Below are 16729 nucleotides of genomic sequence, written 5' to 3'. Positions count from 1 at the left end.
CCGGCGCCTTCTCCCCGCAAGTCGGAAGAGATGAAACAGGTCCCCTCACTTGCGATTTCTAACACTTGGCTGAAGCTAAGATGTTGAAATCGCTTTCTCTCCCACAAGGGGAGAGATACCGATGCCGCACTCTCGGCGTTCTACCTCTCCCCTTGTGGGAGAGGTTACAAAATCAGCATCTTAGCCGAAGGCTAAGTGCTAGATTTTGTTGGTGAGGGGGTCCGCTTCCCCTCAATCCACGTTGAACGCCAGCGGCTTGGCTTGGCGGATCGCCGGGTTGGCGGTGAGCTTTGCCAGCACTTCTGCCGAGACGGGACCATCGACATAAAGCAGCGCGATCGCGTCGCCGCCCTGCTTGTCGCGGCCGAGATGGAAGTTGGCGATGTTGACGCCGGCATTGCCGAGCGTCGTGCCGATGAAGCCGATCATGCCGGGAACGTCGGTATTGGCGATATAGACCATGTTGGCGCCGACATCCGCGTCGAGGTTGATGCCCTTGATCTGGATGAAGCGCGGCTTGCCGTCGGAGAAGACCGTGCCGGCGACCGAGCGGGTCATCGTGTCGGTGGTGACGGTGAGCTTGATATAGCCGTCAAAGACGCCCGACTTGTCGCGCTTGGCCTCGGAAAGGATGATGCCCTTCTCCTTCACCATGATCGGCGCCGAAACCATGTTGACGTCGGCGACCTGCGGGCGGATGAGGCCGGCAAGCAGCGCGCTCGTCAGCGCCTTGGTGTTCATGTTGGCGGTCGAACCGTCGTAGAGGATCTCGATTTCCTTGATCGCATCCTCGGTGACCTGGCCGACGAAGGCGCCGAGCACATCCGCCAGGCGGATGAACGGCTTCAGGATCGGCGCTTCTTCCGCGGTGATCGACGGCATGTTGATGGCGTTGGAAACGGCGCCCTTCACCAGGTAGTCCGCCATCTGCTCGGCGACCTGCAGGGCGACGTTCTCCTGCGCTTCCGTCGTGGAGGCGCCGAGATGCGGCGTGCAGACGACGTTGTCGAGGCCGAAGAGCGGGCTTTCGGTGGCGGGCTCCACCTCGAACACGTCGAAGCCGGCGCCGGCGACATGGCCGGACTTCAGCGCTTCGGCAAGGGCCGCCTCGTCGACGAGGCCGCCGCGGGCGCAGTTGATAATGCGCACGCCCTTCTTCGTCTTGGCGAGCGCATCCTTGTCGAGGATGTTGCGGGTCTTGTCGGTCAGCGGCACGTGCAGCGTGATGAAATCGGCGCGCGGCAGCAGCTCGTCGAGCTCGACCTTCACGACGCCCATCTCCTCGGCACGCTCCTTGGAGAGGAACGGGTCGTAGGCGATGACGTGCATGCCGAGCCCGATCGCCTTCTTGCAGACGATGCCGCCGATATTGCCGGCGCCGATGACGCCGAGCGTTTTGCCGGTGATCTCGACGCCCATGAAGCGCGACTTTTCCCATTTGCCGGACTGGGTGGAATTATCGGCCGCCGGAAGCTGGCGGGCGACGGCGAACATCAGCGCGATCGCGTGCTCGGCCGTCGTGATCGAGTTGCCGAACGGCGTGTTCATGACGATGATGCCGCGGCGCGAGGCGGCCGGGATATCGACGTTGTCGACGCCGATGCCGGCGCGGCCGACGACCTTGAGGTTCGTCGCATTGGCGATCAGCTTCTCCGTCACCTTGGTGGCGGAACGGATGGCAAGGCCATCGTAATTGCCGATGATCTCGGCGAGCTTTTCCTTGTCCTTGCCGAGCTTCGGCTGGAAATCGACTTCGACGCCGCGATCGCGAAAGATCTGGACGGCGGTTTCCGACAATTCGTCGGATACGAGAACGCGAGGTGCCATGGCGATGGGCTCCTGATAAGGGTTTGAACTTGGACCTTCGTCATGCCCGGGCCTGTCCCGGGCATCTGCGACGTATCGGTTTTGTCGATGGGATCAGATCCTCGGCACGAGGCCGAGGATGACGGCAGCAGGGCGCAGAATACTTACGCGGCGGCCTTGGCGAGCGCGGCCTTCTGGGTGTTGAAGGCGTAGGAAAGCCAGGGCATCAGGGCCTTCATGTCGGCTTCGTCGATCGTCGCACCGGCCCAGATGCGCAGGCCCGACGGGGCATCGCGGTAAGCGCCGGTATCGAAGGCGACGCCTTCCTTTTCGAGGATCGAGACGACGCCCTTGGCGAAAGCGGCCTGCGCGTCGTCATCGAGCGCGGTGACCTCCGGATCGACGATCTTGAGGCAGACGGAGGTGTTGGACCGCGTCGCCGGATCGACGGCGAGGTTCTCGATCCAGGCGTTCGCCGCGACGAAATCGTGGATGACCCTGGCGTTCGCATCGGCGCGGGCGATCAGCCCCTTGAGGCCGCCGACCTGCTTGGCCCAGTTGAGCGCGTCGATATAGTCCTCGACGCAGAGCATCGACGGCGTGTTGATCGTCTCGCCGACGAAGATGCCCTCGATCAGCTTGCCGCCCGAGGTGAGGCGGAAGATCTTCGGCAGCGGCCAGGCCGGAACGTAGGTCGTGAGGCGTTCGACGGCGCGCGGGGAAAGGATCAGCATGCCGTGGCCGCCCTCGCCGCCCAGGACCTTCTGCCAGGAGAAGGTGACGACGTCGAGCTTGGAGAAATCGAGGTCCTGCGCGAAAGCCGCCGAGGTGGCGTCGCAGATCGTCAGGCCCTTGCGGGTCGCCGGGATGAAATCGGCGTTGGGGACGCGCACGCCCGAGGTCGTGCCGTTCCAGGTGAAGACCACGTCGCGGTCGAAATCGACGGTGGAGAGATCGGGCAGCAGGCCGTAGCCGGCCTCGATCTTGCGGACGTCCTTGAGCTTCAGCTGCTTGACGACGTCGGTGACCCAGCCGGCGCCGAAGCTTTCCCAGGCGAGCATATCGACGCCGCGCTCGCCGAGCAGCGACCAGAGCGCCATTTCGACGGCGCCGGTGTCGGAGGCCGGAACGATGCCGATGCGGTAATCCGCCGGAACGTTCAGAATTTCACGGGTGAGGTCGATCGCCTGCTTCAGTTTCGCCTTGCCGACCTTGGCGCGGTGCGAACGACCGAGCGCGGCATCGGAGAGGGCTTCGAGCGACCAGCCGGGGCGCTTCGAGCAAGGACCAGAAGAGAAATGGGTATTGTTCGGACGTACGTCCGGCTTTGCGGCTTCAGCCATGATGCTATCCTTCCAGATAGATGGCCTCTCGTTGGGGAGAGGTGTCCCGCCGCCGTGGATATTACCGTCCGCCTGCACAGTCAAGCGGGCAATGTCGCTCAGGGAAAAATTTCTGCCGCAGCCCGCATGCGCAGCACCGGAACGAAAAAGGCCGCCCCGGAGGGCGGCCCGTGATCCTGCAGATGCGCGAAGCTTACTTGTAGACGATCGGCTCCGGCGGAGGCTCGTAGGCGACCGGCGTATCGCAGCCGCCGAAGACGTAGCGGGCGCCGACTCGGGCCTCGTGGCTGTAGAAGCCCTTGTCGCGGCCCGGACCGCCGCCGACCGCATAGCCGAACATATCGCCGCCGTCGACGTAGCGGAAGCGATAGCCGAGATCCGCCTTGAGGTTGCAGGTGATGTCGACCGACGCACCCGCCATGAGGGCCGCGGTGAAGCGCCAGCGGCCCTTGCCTTCGTGCTCGCTCGAATAGCAGCCCGGCACTCCCGGATCGTCGCAGATCGTATTGCGCAGCCGGTTCCACTTGACGTAGGTGCCGCCGATGCCGCCGCCGACATAGGGGGTGAAGTAGCCGTAGGTGCCGAGATCGACATAGACGTTGGCCATCAGCGAATAGGCCTGCATGTCCGACCGGTCGCTCGACGTACAGGTGACGCCGCCGCAGATGCCCGTCGTTCCGCCCGAGAACTTGGACTTCGTGAAATAGTCGAAGGTCACGTCGGTGCGCAGGTAGCTGTTGATCTGGTAGCCGACACCGCCGCCGAGCGTGAAGCTGTCGCGAAGCGAGGAGCGCGTGAAATCGGCGAGCGCGATGCCCGGGGTTGCGGAACCCTGGTAGAATTCGACGCCCCGCGACCTCTTGAAGGAATAGCCGACATCGCCGCGCAGATACCAGCCGCTCGCCTCCTGGACGGTGACTTCCGGTGCGTCCAGGATCGGCTCGGGCTGCGGCTCATAAAGATCGGCGGAACTTGCGGTATTCGCCGTCAATGCCAGCGCGAACGCACCGGCCAGGAACTTTCTCATTGCCCCATCTCCACAAAGCTCATCACGTAAGGCAGGCACGACGCGCAGCCAAAGGGTTGATCCGCGACGGATGATGGATGAGAAAGGTTAAGCGCCGCTTAACCATGCTTGTTTACCGGCCGTTTTCCTTAAATTAGCAAAAGATAACAAACCGGAGGCCAGCTTTCACGGAACCCGGCCGGCGCGGCGGCTCCCATTGGCAAACGCTTCCGCAACGTTTAAGGAATCGGCATGCCCGACAACGTCATCAAGTTCCAGCGCCCGCCGACACCCAAGCCCCCGCGGCAGACGCCCCCATGGCTGAAGCGCCTGCTGACCGCTCTCGGGATCGCCGCCTTCTTCGTGGCCGCCTTCGCCTATTTTTCGCTGACGGGTTCGACGCAGCAGTAACGCGGCATATTCGACGGCTCCACAATGCGCGGCGCTCTGCTTCTACCCCCTCTGCCCTGCCGGGCATCTCCCCACAAGGGGGGAGATCGGATAGACGCTTGCTCAACGCTTTCCCTCCAGCGTCCCGAAATCCGCAACGGAATTAGACCCCGGAGACCGTGCCGCTTGTGATCTCCCCCCTTGTGGGGGAGATGCCCGGCAGGGCAGAGGGGGTAAAGGCAAAAGCAGTACGTCGGATACGGAAAGCGGCTCAGGCCGCGTTGCGCACGTTGGCGATGACGCCGACGAGGCCGTCGACGATGCGCTCGATCTGCGTGCGGTCGTCGCCTTCGGCCATCACCCGGATCAGCGGCTCGGTGCCGGACGGGCGGATGACCAGGCGCCCGCGGGAGGCGAGCTCCGCCTCCGCGTCGGCGATAGCCTGACGCACGATCGCGTCCTCCAGAGGCTTGCCGCCCTGGAAGCGGACGTTCTTCAGAAGCTGCGGCACAGGCTCGAAACGGCGGCAGACTTCGCTGACCGGCCTGTCGAGGCGTTTCACGCGCGCGAGAATCTGCAGCGCGGCGACCAGGCCGTCGCCCGTCGTGCCGAAATCGGACAGCACGATATGGCCGGACTGCTCGCCGCCGATATTGATATCGTGGTTGCGCATGTGCTCGACGACATAACGGTCGCCGACCTTGGTGCGGTGAAGGGCAAGCCCCCTGCCATCGAGGAACCGTTCCAGGCCGAGATTGGACATGACGGTGGCGACGATGCCGCCGCCCCTCAGCTTTTCGTCCTCGGCCCAGCTTTCGGCGATGACGGCCATAAGCTGGTCGCCGTCGACGATCTCGCCGCGCTCGTCGACGATGATGACGCGGTCGGCGTCGCCGTCCAGAGCGATGCCGATATCGGCGCGCACCTCGTGCACCTTCTTCTGCAGCTTCTCCGGGCTCGTGGAGCCGCAATCGAGGTTGATGTTCGTGCCGTTCGGCTCGTTGCCGATCGTCACCACCTCGGCGCCGAGCTCCCAGAGCGCGAGCGGCGCCACCTTGTAGGCCGCGCCGTTGGCGCAGTCGATCGCAACGCGCAGGCCGTGCAGCGTGACGTCGCGCGGCAGCGTGCGCTTGGCATGCTCGATATAGCGGTAGATGTCGCCCTCGACGCGCTTCGCCCGGCCGATATCGCCGGACTTGGCGAGCTGCGTGTGCGGGTCCTTGTCCAGCAGGTCCTCGATCTGCATTTCGAGCTCGTCGGAAAGCTTGTAGCCGTCCGGACCGAAGAGCTTGATGCCGTTGTCCTCGTAAGGATTGTGGGAGGCGGAGATCATCACGCCGATGTCGGCGCGCAGCGAGCGGGTGAGCATGGCGACGGCCGGCGTCGGGATCGGGCCGAGCAGGAAGACGTCGAGGCCGGCAGCGGTGAAGCCGGCCACCATGGCGTTTTCCAGCATGTAACCGGAGAGGCGGGTATCCTTGCCGATCACCACGCGATGGCGATGGCTGCCGTTGCGGAAGATCGTGCCGACGGCAATTCCGACGCGCATCGCAAGGTCGGGCGTCATCGGGAAGATATTGGACTGTCCGCGGATGCCGTCGGTGCCAAAGTAGCGGCGGGTCATGTAAGCTCCTTCATCGCGCCTGACATGGCGCGGTCCTCGCAGCGATAGAACTGCGGCCATTCTCTAACGGCAAACCAGCCGGAAAGCCCGGCTCATGCCATAGTTCGAATGCCCAGGCACGTAAATTAGCGTCAAAATCGATTATATCCCGTTACCAAATAAGGTTACACCGCTCACTCATAGGACTGGACCGGCAAGCAAAAACCGCCGCGGATCGCTCCGCGGCGGTTTTAAAAGCATCATGCCGGCCGATCAGTGCGGCTGCGGTTCGAGGCCGCTTTCGGGCTCGCCGCCCTTCGGCTCGTCCTTCTTGGAACCGCCGGCGGACGGAACCGCCGAACCACGGGCGGGCGGCGCGTCGTCGCCGAGATCGCGCGACGGCTTCTGGCCCTTGAGCAGCGCCTTGATCTCGTCGCCCGACAGCGTCTCGTATTCGAGCAGGCCTTCGGCGAGCGTTACGAACTCGTCGTGCTTTTCGGTCAGGATGCGGCGGGCCTCGGTATAGGCCTCGTCGATGAGACGGCGAACCTCGACATCGATCTTCTGGGCCGTCGCCTCGGAGACGTTCTTCGACTGCGAGACGGAATGACCGAGGAAGACTTCCTGCTGGTTCTCGCCATAGGCGACCTGGCCGAGCACATCGGAGAAGCCCCACTGGGTCACCATCGCGCGGGCAAGCTTGGTGGCCTGCTCGATATCGGAAGACGCGCCGGAGGTGATGTTCTCCTTGCCGAAGGTCAGTTCCTCGGCGACACGTCCGCCCATCATGATGACCAGACGGGACACCATCCACTTGTAGCTCATCGAATAGCGGTCGCCTTCCGGCAACTGCATCACCATGCCGAGCGCACGGCCGCGCGGGATGATCGTCGCCTTGTGCAGCGGATCCGCGACCGGAACGTTGAGCGCGGTGATGGCGTGGCCGGCTTCGTGATAGGCGGTGAGCTTCTTCTCCGCCTCGGTCATGGCCGAGGAACGGCGCTCCGCGCCCATCATGATCTTGTCCTTGGCGTCCTCGAACTCCTGCATGGTGACGAGACGCTTGTTGCGCCGCGCCGCCATCAGGGCAGCCTCGTTGACGAGGTTCATCAGGTCGGCGCCGGAGAAGCCGGGCGTACCGCGGGCGAGAACCTTGAGGTCGACATTCGGCGCCAGCGGCACGTTGCGGGCGTGAACCTTCAGGATGCGCTCGCGGCCGACGATATCCGGGTTCGGCACGACGACCTGGCGGTCGAAACGGCCGGGACGCAGCAGCGCCGGGTCGAGAACGTCCGGACGGTTGGTCGCGGCGATCAGGATGATGCCTTCGTTCGCCTCGAAGCCGTCCATCTCGACGAGGAGCTGGTTCAGCGTCTGCTCGCGCTCGTCGTTGCCGCCGCCGAGACCGGCGCCGCGATGGCGGCCGACCGCGTCGATTTCGTCGATGAAGATGATGCAGGGCGCGTTCTTCTTCGCCTGCTCGAACATGTCGCGGACGCGGCTTGCGCCGACGCCGACGAACATTTCGACGAAGTCGGAACCGGAAATCGTGAAGAACGGCACGTTCGCTTCGCCGGCGATGGCGCGGGCGAGCAGCGTCTTACCGGTGCCGGGCGGGCCGACCAGCAGCACGCCGCGCGGGATTCGCCCGCCGAGGCGCTGGAACTTCTGGGGATCGCGCAGAAATTCGACGATCTCCTCCAGGTCCTGCTTGGCTTCATCCACGCCGGCGACGTCTTCGAACGTCACGCGCCCGTGCGCCTCCGTCAGAAGCTTCGCCTTGGACTTGCCGAAACCCATGGCGCCGCGCGAGCCGCCCTGCATCTGCCGCATGAAGAACAGCCAGACGCCGAGAATCAGGAGCATCGGCAGCAACGTGCCGAGATAGCTCAGGAAACCCGAAGACCCGTCCGTTTCCGGACGGGCCACGATGGTGACGTTCTTTTCCTGCAGCCTGGACATCAGGCTGTCGTCAATGACCGGCGAATAGGTCTGAAATCCCGAGCCGTTCTCGGTATAGGTACCGAGCACCCGGTTGCCTGTGACGACGACATCCCTCACCCGCCCCGAATCCACATCCCGCAGGAATTGCGAGTACGGAATCTCACGCGAGCTGGTCTGCGTCGGTGCCGTCTGGAACATGCTGAACAATGCGACCAGCAAGAGGGCTATGATGACCCAGAGGGCGATATTACGAAAGTTTGGGTTCATTGAACTCCCCGGACTACGACGACCAGCTTCTTCAGGCGGCCGCCTTGCTTGCCGCATAACATAGGGTTGCGGCACGTGCTTGCCAAGGCGAACCGGAGCCGCTGCCTACCTTTTCCGCGCGGAATCCTTAATTGGCAGCGGGGGAAAAACGTCGCATCCGAGCAAAACCGCGAACTCACGCCCAAGATTAAGATCGAACTGCGGCAAAAAACGGTCGAAGGGCGCGAGCGTGGGGGTGATGCGGATCTGGCTGGCGGTGGAAGCGATGCCCCTCATCCGGCTGCCGCCGCCTTCTCCCCGCACGCGGGGAGAAGGAAGGATGCCGCTTCGCTCGGCGGCACTCTCCCCGCGAGAGGGAACGGCAGCAGCGCGGCGAACCTCCTTCTCCCCGTCAGATGGGGAGAAGTGCCGAGCGGAAGCGAGGCGATGAGGGGGCGGGACGCCGATACGCTCCTCGTTCCCCTCTTTCGCTTCTCCCCCCTCATCCGACCCTTCGGGCCACCTTCTCCCCGCCGGGGAGAAGGGAGAATTTGCCTCCACGCACGGCATCACCGCCATCGCCCGCATGGCGACAGCCGGCGGTGCGTCCGGAAACAGGGCCAGGGCCTCGTCCCGATCGGGCGCGGTCGGGCCGGCGACGATTTCGGAAGTCCCGTCGTTGACGATCCGGTAGCGGCCGTCCCAGACCGCCGCCTCGCCAGGCGGGATATGCAGCGGGACGAGGCCGCGGTTCTCGCGGGAGAGATAAAGTCCTTCGCGGCGCAGGTCGAAGATCACCCTGCCGGCCGTGATGCGGCCGGGCCGGCCGCCGTCGAGGAAGGCCATCACCCGGTCCATGCTCGCGCGCGCCGGCGCATGCGCCCTCCCCCCGAGCACGGCCGCCAGCAACGACAGCACATGGCGGCGCACGGCCGCCTCGCCTTCGAGCCCCGCCGGAGCAAGATGCGCAAGAACGCCATGGCGGACCGTCAGGTGATCGCGGACGAGACGCGCCGCGGCGTCGGACAAGGCCGTCCGCCTTTCGACCGACCGCGCCAGGGCGGCCCCGTCGAACCGGCTTTCGGCCGCAAGCCGCCCGCGCACCCTCACCCGTTCGTAATGCGGATCGAGGTTGCTGGGATCGTCGATCCAGCCCTGCCCCTCCGCGGTGAGGAAAGCACGGATGTCGGCGCGGCGGGTCTTGAGGAACGGCCGCAGGAGCCAGCGCCGCCGTTCCAGAAGCACGGCTTCGGCCATGCCGGCGAGGCCGAGATTGTCCTCTCCCTCGCTTCGGGCGGCACGCATGAAAACGGTCTCCGCCTGGTCGTCGAGCGTGTGGCCGGTGAGGATCGCGGTCGCGTCGACCTCGTCGGCGACCTCCAGCAGAAGCCGGTAGCGCGCCTCGCGGGCGGCGGCCGAGAGCCCCGTCTTCGGCTTCTCGCCATCCCAGCGGCGGATGACATGCGGGATGCCGATCCTGCCGCAAAGGGCGGCGACGGCGCGCGCCTCTTCGGCCGATTCGGGCCTCAACGCGTGGTCGACGGTCGCCGCGAAGATCAGCACGCCGGAGCCGGAGGGATTGGTTTTCGAAAGGGAGAGAAGGAGGCCGGTCGAATCGCTGCCGCCGGAAATGGCGACGAGAAGGCGGGCCGGTTTCGAAAGATCGTCAAGGAGGCGCCGCACCGCCTCTACGGGCGGCAGGATGGGGGCGCCGGCGGTCACGGGAACGCCGCCTTCAATCGCAGCTCAGGCGCTTCTCTTCGCTGCCGACCTTGGAAAGCACGGCGCGCGGCGCGCTCGGATAGCGCTTGGTCACTTCGCGCAGCGTGGCGCAGGCGGTTTCGGTATTGTCGAGGGCGGCGAGCGACATGCCGAGCTTCAGCAGCATTTCCGGCGCCTTCGCCGATTTTCCGTAGGTCTGGTGCGCGTTCAGGAAAGTCTTCGCGGCCTCGGCGTATTTTTCCTGGGAATACTGCGCCTCGCCGAGCCAGAAATTCGCGTCGGCGATGCGGGCGCTCTTCGGATAGGCCTGGATATAGGCGGCGAACTCCCTCTCCGCGAGCGAATAGTCGCCGGCGAGCACATGGTTGTAGGCGCCCTGATAGGAATCGTTCTCGTTACCGAGCGAGGCGGTCTGCTGCGGATCGGTCCTTGCGGGAGCGGCCGGCCGGCCGGGAACCTGGGCACCCGTGTCCACGCCAGGAAGCCCGGCGGCATTGTTGGCCCGGTCGTTGCGGCTGGCGCCGCGCGGATTGCCGTTCTGGTCGAAATCGATGGAGCCGAGCGTGGTCGGCGGCGGCGCCGTCCGGCTGCCGGCGGACTGGTCCCCGCCGATACCGCCGTCGGAGGGGGACTCGATGATCCTCGCGACATCGTCGGACGACTGAACGGGCGGGGCGGATGGAGCGGCCGGGGCGCGATTGGACGCCACGGCCGGTCTCCCGGCCGTGGTATCGATTTCGCTCCTCTTGTTCTTCTCCAGATCCTGGAAGCGGAATTCGTTATCTTCCTGCGTCTTGCGCATCTGCTCCTGCATCTGCAGCAGCTGATAACTCATTTCCTCGATCCGGCCGTTCAATTGCCGGACCTCTTCCTGGAGTTGCTGGACGCGAACGGCATCGGTGCTCTGCGCGAGAATCACCGGCCGGTCGTCGGCCGAGGGTCTCTCCGCAGCACTCTGATGGCCCTGGAAGAGTTTCGGCAGCGAGAAGGCCCCCGCCGGGCCGCCCGTCGCCATGAGCCCCAGCATCGCTGCCAAGACAAGTTTCCTCATGAGTGTCCGTCCTGCTCTCTTTAATTGCGCCCAATCGGCGCAGGAGGGATTTTTCCAATCTGCCGCCTGAAAAAGCAACCAAGTCGGCGATCAAAAATCCCCGAAATCGGGGCCAAACTATGGAAAAAACAAAAAGGCGGCTCAGAAAGCCGCCTTTTAATGCCGGATCGGTGGCCCGTATCAGGAGCCGGCGCCGCCGAGAACGGTGACGGCGCGGCGGTTCTGCGACCAGCAAGAGATGTCGTCGCAGACCGCGACCGGACGTTCCTTGCCGTAGGAGATGGTCCGGATGCGATTCGCCGGAACGCCGCGGGAGGCGAGATATTCCCTCGCGGCAGCGGCGCGGCGGGCGCCGAGCGCGAGGTTGTATTCACGGGTGCCGCGTTCGTCGGCATGGCCTTCGACGGTGATCGCGTAGTTCGGATAGCGCTGCAGCCACTGGGCCTGGCGGTCGAGCGTCTGCTGGGCGTCGGCGCGGATCGAGGACGAGTCGGTGTCGAAGAAGATGCGGTCGCCGACATTGACGGTGAAGTCCTGCTGCGAACCGGGCGTTGCCGAACCGGCGCCGCCGAGGCCGAGCTCGCCGGCGCTGTTGGGAAGGTTCTTCTTGTTGGCGCAGCCTGCGAGCGCGAGTGCCAGCGTGAGGGCGATGACGGCGGGATTACGGGCGAGGTTCTGCATGCGGCTCATCGCCGGGGTATCGATGCGGCTCATGGCCGGTCTCTCCTTGATCAATAAATTCCGAAATTTCAGAGTTGCCAGACTCTAACCGGGCTCGGTTAACCATGACCAAACACTTATGGTTAACGGAATATTACAGTGTCCCTTATCGAGCCCCTTTCCCAGCAGATTCGGGCGCAAAAGAGGCGAAAAGCCGCCCATCCCCCGGTCGTCCGCCCCTATTCGAGGAGCGGCGACCAGGCCGGGTCGGAGGCATAGGCCGGGGTCTTGATCTGGATCTCGTTGTAGCCCGTCAGGTCGATCGAATAGAGCTGCGGGCCGCCCGCCCCTGCGGGCTGGCGGAAGAACATCAGCACGCGGCCGTTCGGCGCCCAGGTCGGGCCCTCGTTGTGGAAGCCCGTGGTCAGGATGCGCTCGCCCGACCCGTCCGGCCGCATCACGCCGATCGAGAACTTGCCGCCCGACTGCTTGGTGAAGGCGATGAGATCGCCGCGCGGCGACCAGACCGGTGTCGAATAGGAACCGTCGCCGAAGGAGACGCGGGTCTGGCCCGAACCGTCGGCATTCATGACGTAGATCTGCGGACGGCCGCCGCGGTCGCTTTCGAACGCGATGCGCGCCCCGTCCGGCGAATAAGACGGCGAGGTGTCGATCGCCTGCGTCGAGGTGAGCCGGGTCGTGGTGCGCGAACGCAGGTCCATCGTGTAGATGTTGGAATTGCCGTCCTGCTGCAGGCTCATGATCACCTTCTGGCCGTCCGGCGAAAAGCGCGGCGAGAACGTCATGCCCGGGAAATTGCCGACCACCTCGCGCTGCCCGGTCTCGAGCTGCAGCAGGTAGACGCGCGGCTGGTTGCCCTCGAAGGACATGTAGGTGATTTCCTGCCGGCTCGGCGAGAAGCGCGGCGTCAGCACGATGTCCCTGGTGTTCGTCAGCATGCGGACGTTGAAGCCGTCCTGGTCCATGATCGCGAGCTGGCGCTGGCGGGCGTTCTTCGGACCGCTTTCGGAGACGAAGACGACGCGGGTATCGAAATAGCCTTCCTCGCCGGTGATCTGCTTGTAGATCGCGTCGGCGATGATATGGGCCACGCGGCGCCAGTTCTCCGGCTGGGTGTAGAACTGCTGGCCGGTCATCTGCGAGCCCGCGAACGTGTCCCAGAGGCGGAACTCGGCGCGAAGCCGCCCGTCGCCCTCGCGGGTCACGCGGCCCGTCACCAGAGCCTGCGCGTTGATGACCTTCCAGTCCTCGAAGCGCGGCGCGCGGTTGGGATCGGAAATCTTCTCGATGAAGGCGTTCCTGTCGATCGGCGCAAAGAGGCCCGAGCGCTGCAGGTCGGCGGCGACGACTTGCGAAATCTGCGCGCCGAGATCGTTGTTCGACAGGAAATCCGTCACGGCGATCGGCAGCGGCTCGACATTGCCCTTGTTGATGTTGATCTCGACGCGGGCCTGGGCCGGCGCGGAGAACATCACGGCCATGCCGGCGAGCGCGATCATGAGACGGATGAAAGAGCGTTTCATCATGGTGTTAAGGCCTTTCAAAGCAATTCGCTCGGATCGAAGTTGACGACGACTTCGCTCCAGGCGTCGTATTTGTCGGCGGGCAGGTTCTTGAAGGGCGAGGACCGCATGACGGCGCGAAGCGCGCTGCCCTCCAGCGTGCGGCGGGCGGAATCCGAACCGCCGGAGGCCCTGACCTCCGGCCGGCCGACGATCGCGCCGGATTCGTCGAGCTTCATGGTCACGGTGATGATGACCCCGTCGGCGCCCTCGATGCCGGCGATGACGGACCAGTTGTTCTGGATCTGGCCGCGCAGCGCGTCCATCTCGCTCTGGGTGAGCTTCGAACCGCCCGTATCCCGCTTGCCGCCCATCGCCGCCGGCGCGGAAGAACGCTTCGCGCCGCCGCCGGAGGATTCCTGCTTGTTGAGCAGCGCCGCGATTTCGTCGGCGTTGAAATCGCTCTGCTTGGAAGACGAGGATTTGGCGGTCTCCTGCTTCTTGCCTTCCTTCTTGTCGGTCGGCTTTTCCGCAACCTTCGCGGTCTCCGCCGGCTTCGGCGTCTCGGGCTTCTTCTCGGCCGGTTTCTCGACGGGCTTGGCCTCTTGCTTCGGCGGCTCCGGCCTCGGCCGGGCGGCAGGGACCGGCACGGCATCCGGCAGCGGGATTTCCTCGGCCTGCGTTTCAGCCGGCGCGGGTGTCGGATTTGCCTGGGGCTGGGGTTGCGGCTGCGGCGTCGGCTCCGGCTTGGGCGGCGTCACCTCCGGCTTCGGTTCCGGCAGCGCGGCAACCTCGGTCGGCTTCGGCGCGGTCTCCTCCGGCACGATGTCCTTGACGTCGTTTTGCTCCGGCGTGGGCGTCGGCACCGGCTTTTCGACCGGCTTCGGGGCGGCCGCGGCTTCCGCCTGAACAGGCTTCTTTGCGGGCGTCGGCGGCGTCTTCAGGTCGATGTCGTTGTCGCCGCTATTTTCGGCGTTCTCGACGATGTTCGGCTTGGCCGTCGGCTTCGGCGCGGCCTTTTCGGCGACCGGCGCCGTCTTGTCGCCCTGCTGGATCTGGGTGATCGATTCCACCGGGATGATGTCGACCGGCAGCGCTTCCACGTCGGCCACCTCGAAGGAGGCGGGCGCGCTGATGGACACCAGCGCGTAACCGAGCACCAGTGTGTGGAGGACCAGCGATGTGCCGAGACTACCCTTCATGGCGCCCGATCACTTCTCCTGTTCCTGAAGCGTGACGAGGCCGATATTCTTGTAACCGGCGGCGGAAATGCGCGCCATCACCTTCATGACGACGCCATAAGCGGCGGTCGTGTCGCCGCGCACGTAGATGCGCTCGTTGTAGCCCGTGGTGGCGATCGCCTGCAGCTTCGGGACGATCTCGTCGATGCCGATCGGCGTTTCCTGCAGATAGATTTCGCCGGACGGATTGACCGAGACGGTGATCGGCTGGGTGTCCGCATTCATGGCCCGCGCCTGCGTTTCCGGCAGGTCGATCGGCACGCCGACGGTCATCATCGGCGCCGCCACCATGAAGATGATCAGGAGCACGAGCATGACGTCCACGAGCGGCGTGACGTTGATCTCGCTGATCGCACCGTTGCGCCGGCCGCGCCTGCGGCGCCCGCCACCCGATGCCTTTGCTCCTCCGGCCGACATACCCATGATGCGTACTCCTTGGCCTTGCTGGAATTATTGCGCCGCCTGGCGCGGCTGCAGCTTCTCGTCGATCTGGCGCGACAGGATGGCGGAGAACTCGTCCGCGAAACCCTCCATGCGGGCCGAAAGCTTGCCGGCATCGGCGGTGAACTTATTGTAGGCGATAACGGCGGGGATGGCGGCCACAAGACCGATCGCGGTCGCCAGCAGCGCCTCGGCGATACCGGGTGCGACGACCGCGAGATTGGTGGACTTCGAGCCGGCGATCGCCTGGAACGAGGTCATGATGCCGACGACCGTGCCGAAGAGACCGATGAACGGACCGGCCGAGCCGATCGTCGCCAGCGATCCGAGACGGGCCTCGTAGCTCTCGCTCTCGCGCGCCATGGTGACGTCCATCGCCCGGTCGATGCGCATCTGCAGCCCGATCGGCGAGCGCGCGCCGCGCTCGAAGCTCTTCTTCCATTCGCGCATGGCGGCGACGAAGATCGCGGCAAGCCCGTTGTTCTGACGTTCCGAAAGCGTGCGATAGAGCTCTTCAAGCGACTGGCCGGACCAGAAGACCTGCTCGAACTGGTCGAACTGGCGCTTGGCCTTGCCGAAGCTCACGTATTTGTCGATGACGATCGCCCAGGTCCAGACCGACGCGCCGATGAGACCGATCATGACCAGCTTGACGATCAGCCCGGCCTGCATGAACAGCGCCCACAGACTGACATCGTGTGTCGCCGCTTCCAAACCTATCTGTTCCATCTATTCACAATCCCCGAATCCAAACGCCCGGTTTTTTAAGGACCGGGCGGGTTCAAAAGCGCGCTTTCGCGAGAATGTCTTTGATCGCTGGATGCGCTTAGCCTTAACCCCAAGATGCCCTGAGTTTCCAGCTTGGCTTCTCGCTTTCAATTTTGGTCAAAGGAAGGCGTGCGTTGCACAAATTCCTCATGGACCAGTAAGACATCATTATCGTTAAGAATATGTTACAAGCCCTGAATGCACGCGATCCGTAGGGCAGCCATTGTCTGCTCTATGCTCTATTGCCGATATCTGGTGCCGGGGAAGTTTTTATATGAAGGAATCCGACTTGCCTCTCATTTTTAAAGCTGAAGATGAGGGCGACTTTCGCAAGAAAGTCGAAGAAGCCCTGGAAGCCGCTAGCCGAGGCGAGCAGCTGTCGGCGGAGGAGGTTGAGGCGCATTTTGCTGTACGTCGGGCCGAGACCCGGCGCAAACTGGAAGCGAAAGATCCAGAGTAATCTGCCGCTAAAGCGGGTGTCCCAAAAACTTCTCCGCCACGGCCTCCGGCAGCCGGCGCGGGCGGCCGTGCTTGTTGATGACCGCGATCACCACGCGTGCCGCGATGAGCAGCGTTTCGCCGCGGCGGATCTCTTGGTTGAGCACCATCTTGGCGCCGCCCGCCTTCTCCGTCACCGTGTGGATGACGAGGATATCGTCCATGCGGGCCGGCTGCTTGAAGTCGATCTCCATGCGGTGGACGACGAAGACGAGGCCCTCCTCGTCGGTGACGAGAAGCGCGCTCTGCTCGCAGCCGAGGCAGCGCAGATAGTCGGTGCGGCCGCGCTCCAGGAAGTGCAGATAGCGGGCGTGATAGACGAGGCCTGAAAAATCCGTGTCTTCATAATAGACGCGCTGGGCAAGCCTGTGGCCGCCTTCGATCAATTCGCCCGATAACAAAAAATTGTGTTCCTGCATGGCCTTGCCTTGGAAAATTATCGCTGTGCTCTGGATAGTTGTGGAATGCTGACCCAGTTTCGAAGTTC

At 64.3% G+C, this 16729-nt stretch carries 15 protein-coding genes; 2 read left to right on the top strand and 13 right to left on the bottom strand.

Features of this window, described 5'->3' with window-relative positions; genetic code table 11:
* Positions 1-231: 231 nt before the first annotated feature.
* The 3 genes from serA to QTA58_RS15715 form a co-directional block, all read right to left on the bottom strand.
* The gene (gene serA, locus QTA58_RS15725; protein WP_085420097.1) at positions 232-1827 is read right to left on the bottom strand and encodes a phosphoglycerate dehydrogenase; all 1596 of its coding nucleotides are present in this window, start codon (positions 1825-1827) and stop codon (positions 232-234) included.
* A 143-nt stretch (positions 1828-1970) separates the two neighbouring features.
* A complete protein-coding gene (locus QTA58_RS15720; protein WP_289669560.1) occupies positions 1971-3149 on the bottom strand; it encodes a phosphoserine transaminase in 1179 nt (392 codons plus the stop codon).
* A gap of 193 nt (positions 3150-3342) precedes the next feature.
* Positions 3343-4176: an outer membrane protein gene (locus QTA58_RS15715; RefSeq protein ID WP_085420099.1), complete on the bottom strand. Its 834-nt coding sequence runs from the start codon at positions 4174-4176 to the stop codon at positions 3343-3345.
* A gap of 231 nt (positions 4177-4407) precedes the next feature.
* Here QTA58_RS15715 and QTA58_RS15710 point away from each other — a divergent pair, with 231 nt between their 5' ends.
* Positions 4408-4566, top strand: coding sequence for a hypothetical protein (locus QTA58_RS15710; protein ID WP_200814014.1), 159 nt, complete (start codon positions 4408-4410; stop codon positions 4564-4566).
* 250 nt (positions 4567-4816) lie between these two features.
* Here QTA58_RS15710 and glmM read toward each other — a convergent pair whose 3' ends face one another.
* The 9 genes from glmM to tolQ form a co-directional block, all read right to left on the bottom strand.
* A complete protein-coding gene (gene glmM, locus QTA58_RS15705) occupies positions 4817-6169 on the bottom strand; it encodes a phosphoglucosamine mutase (protein ID WP_085420100.1) in 1353 nt (450 codons plus the stop codon).
* Between the two features lie 252 nt (positions 6170-6421).
* Positions 6422-8359 (bottom strand): ATP-dependent zinc metalloprotease FtsH, encoded by a 1938-nt coding sequence (gene ftsH / locus QTA58_RS15700; RefSeq protein ID WP_085420101.1) that lies wholly within the window; start codon positions 8357-8359, stop codon positions 6422-6424.
* A 105-nt stretch (positions 8360-8464) separates the two neighbouring features.
* Positions 8465-10060, bottom strand: coding sequence for a tRNA lysidine(34) synthetase TilS (tilS, locus tag QTA58_RS15695; protein ID WP_159457591.1), 1596 nt, complete (start codon positions 10058-10060; stop codon positions 8465-8467).
* A 13-nt stretch (positions 10061-10073) separates the two neighbouring features.
* Positions 10074-11111 carry a tol-pal system protein YbgF gene (gene ybgF / locus QTA58_RS15690; RefSeq protein WP_085420103.1) on the bottom strand — a complete coding sequence of 346 codons (1038 nt, stop codon included), beginning with the start codon at positions 11109-11111 and terminating at the stop codon, positions 10074-10076.
* A gap of 180 nt (positions 11112-11291) precedes the next feature.
* Positions 11292-11825, bottom strand: a complete 534-nt coding sequence (gene pal, locus QTA58_RS15685; RefSeq protein ID WP_289669559.1) for a peptidoglycan-associated lipoprotein Pal — start codon at positions 11823-11825, stop codon at positions 11292-11294.
* A 185-nt stretch (positions 11826-12010) separates the two neighbouring features.
* Positions 12011-13318: a Tol-Pal system beta propeller repeat protein TolB gene (tolB, locus tag QTA58_RS15680; protein ID WP_085420105.1), complete on the bottom strand. Its 1308-nt coding sequence runs from the start codon at positions 13316-13318 to the stop codon at positions 12011-12013.
* Between the two features lie 14 nt (positions 13319-13332).
* Complete coding sequence (locus tag QTA58_RS15675; RefSeq protein WP_289669558.1) at positions 13333-14496, bottom strand: hypothetical protein; 1164 nt, start codon at positions 14494-14496, stop codon at positions 13333-13335.
* 9 nt (positions 14497-14505) lie between these two features.
* Positions 14506-14958 (bottom strand): protein TolR, encoded by a 453-nt coding sequence (tolR, locus tag QTA58_RS15670; protein ID WP_085420107.1) that lies wholly within the window; start codon positions 14956-14958, stop codon positions 14506-14508.
* Between the two features lie 27 nt (positions 14959-14985).
* Entirely contained in the window at positions 14986-15705 is a 720-nt protein-coding gene (gene tolQ / locus QTA58_RS15665; protein WP_085420108.1) for a protein TolQ, read from the bottom strand.
* A gap of 313 nt (positions 15706-16018) precedes the next feature.
* Between tolQ and QTA58_RS15660 the strand changes: the two genes are divergently transcribed.
* Entirely contained in the window at positions 16019-16204 is a 186-nt protein-coding gene (locus tag QTA58_RS15660; protein ID WP_289669557.1) for a hypothetical protein, read from the top strand.
* A gap of 7 nt (positions 16205-16211) precedes the next feature.
* Here the strand turns inward: QTA58_RS15660 and ybgC are convergent, their stop codons facing one another.
* Complete coding sequence (ybgC, locus tag QTA58_RS15655; protein ID WP_289669556.1) at positions 16212-16661, bottom strand: tol-pal system-associated acyl-CoA thioesterase; 450 nt, start codon at positions 16659-16661, stop codon at positions 16212-16214.
* Positions 16662-16729 lie beyond the last annotated feature (68 nt).

It is taken from the genome of Neorhizobium sp. CSC1952 (assembly GCF_030378245.1).
GTDB classification, from domain to species: Bacteria; Pseudomonadota; Alphaproteobacteria; order Rhizobiales; family Rhizobiaceae; genus Neorhizobium; species Neorhizobium oryzae_A.
The sequence above is the reverse complement of the archived record's forward strand: the minus strand, read 5'-3'. Positions and strand labels throughout refer to the sequence as shown.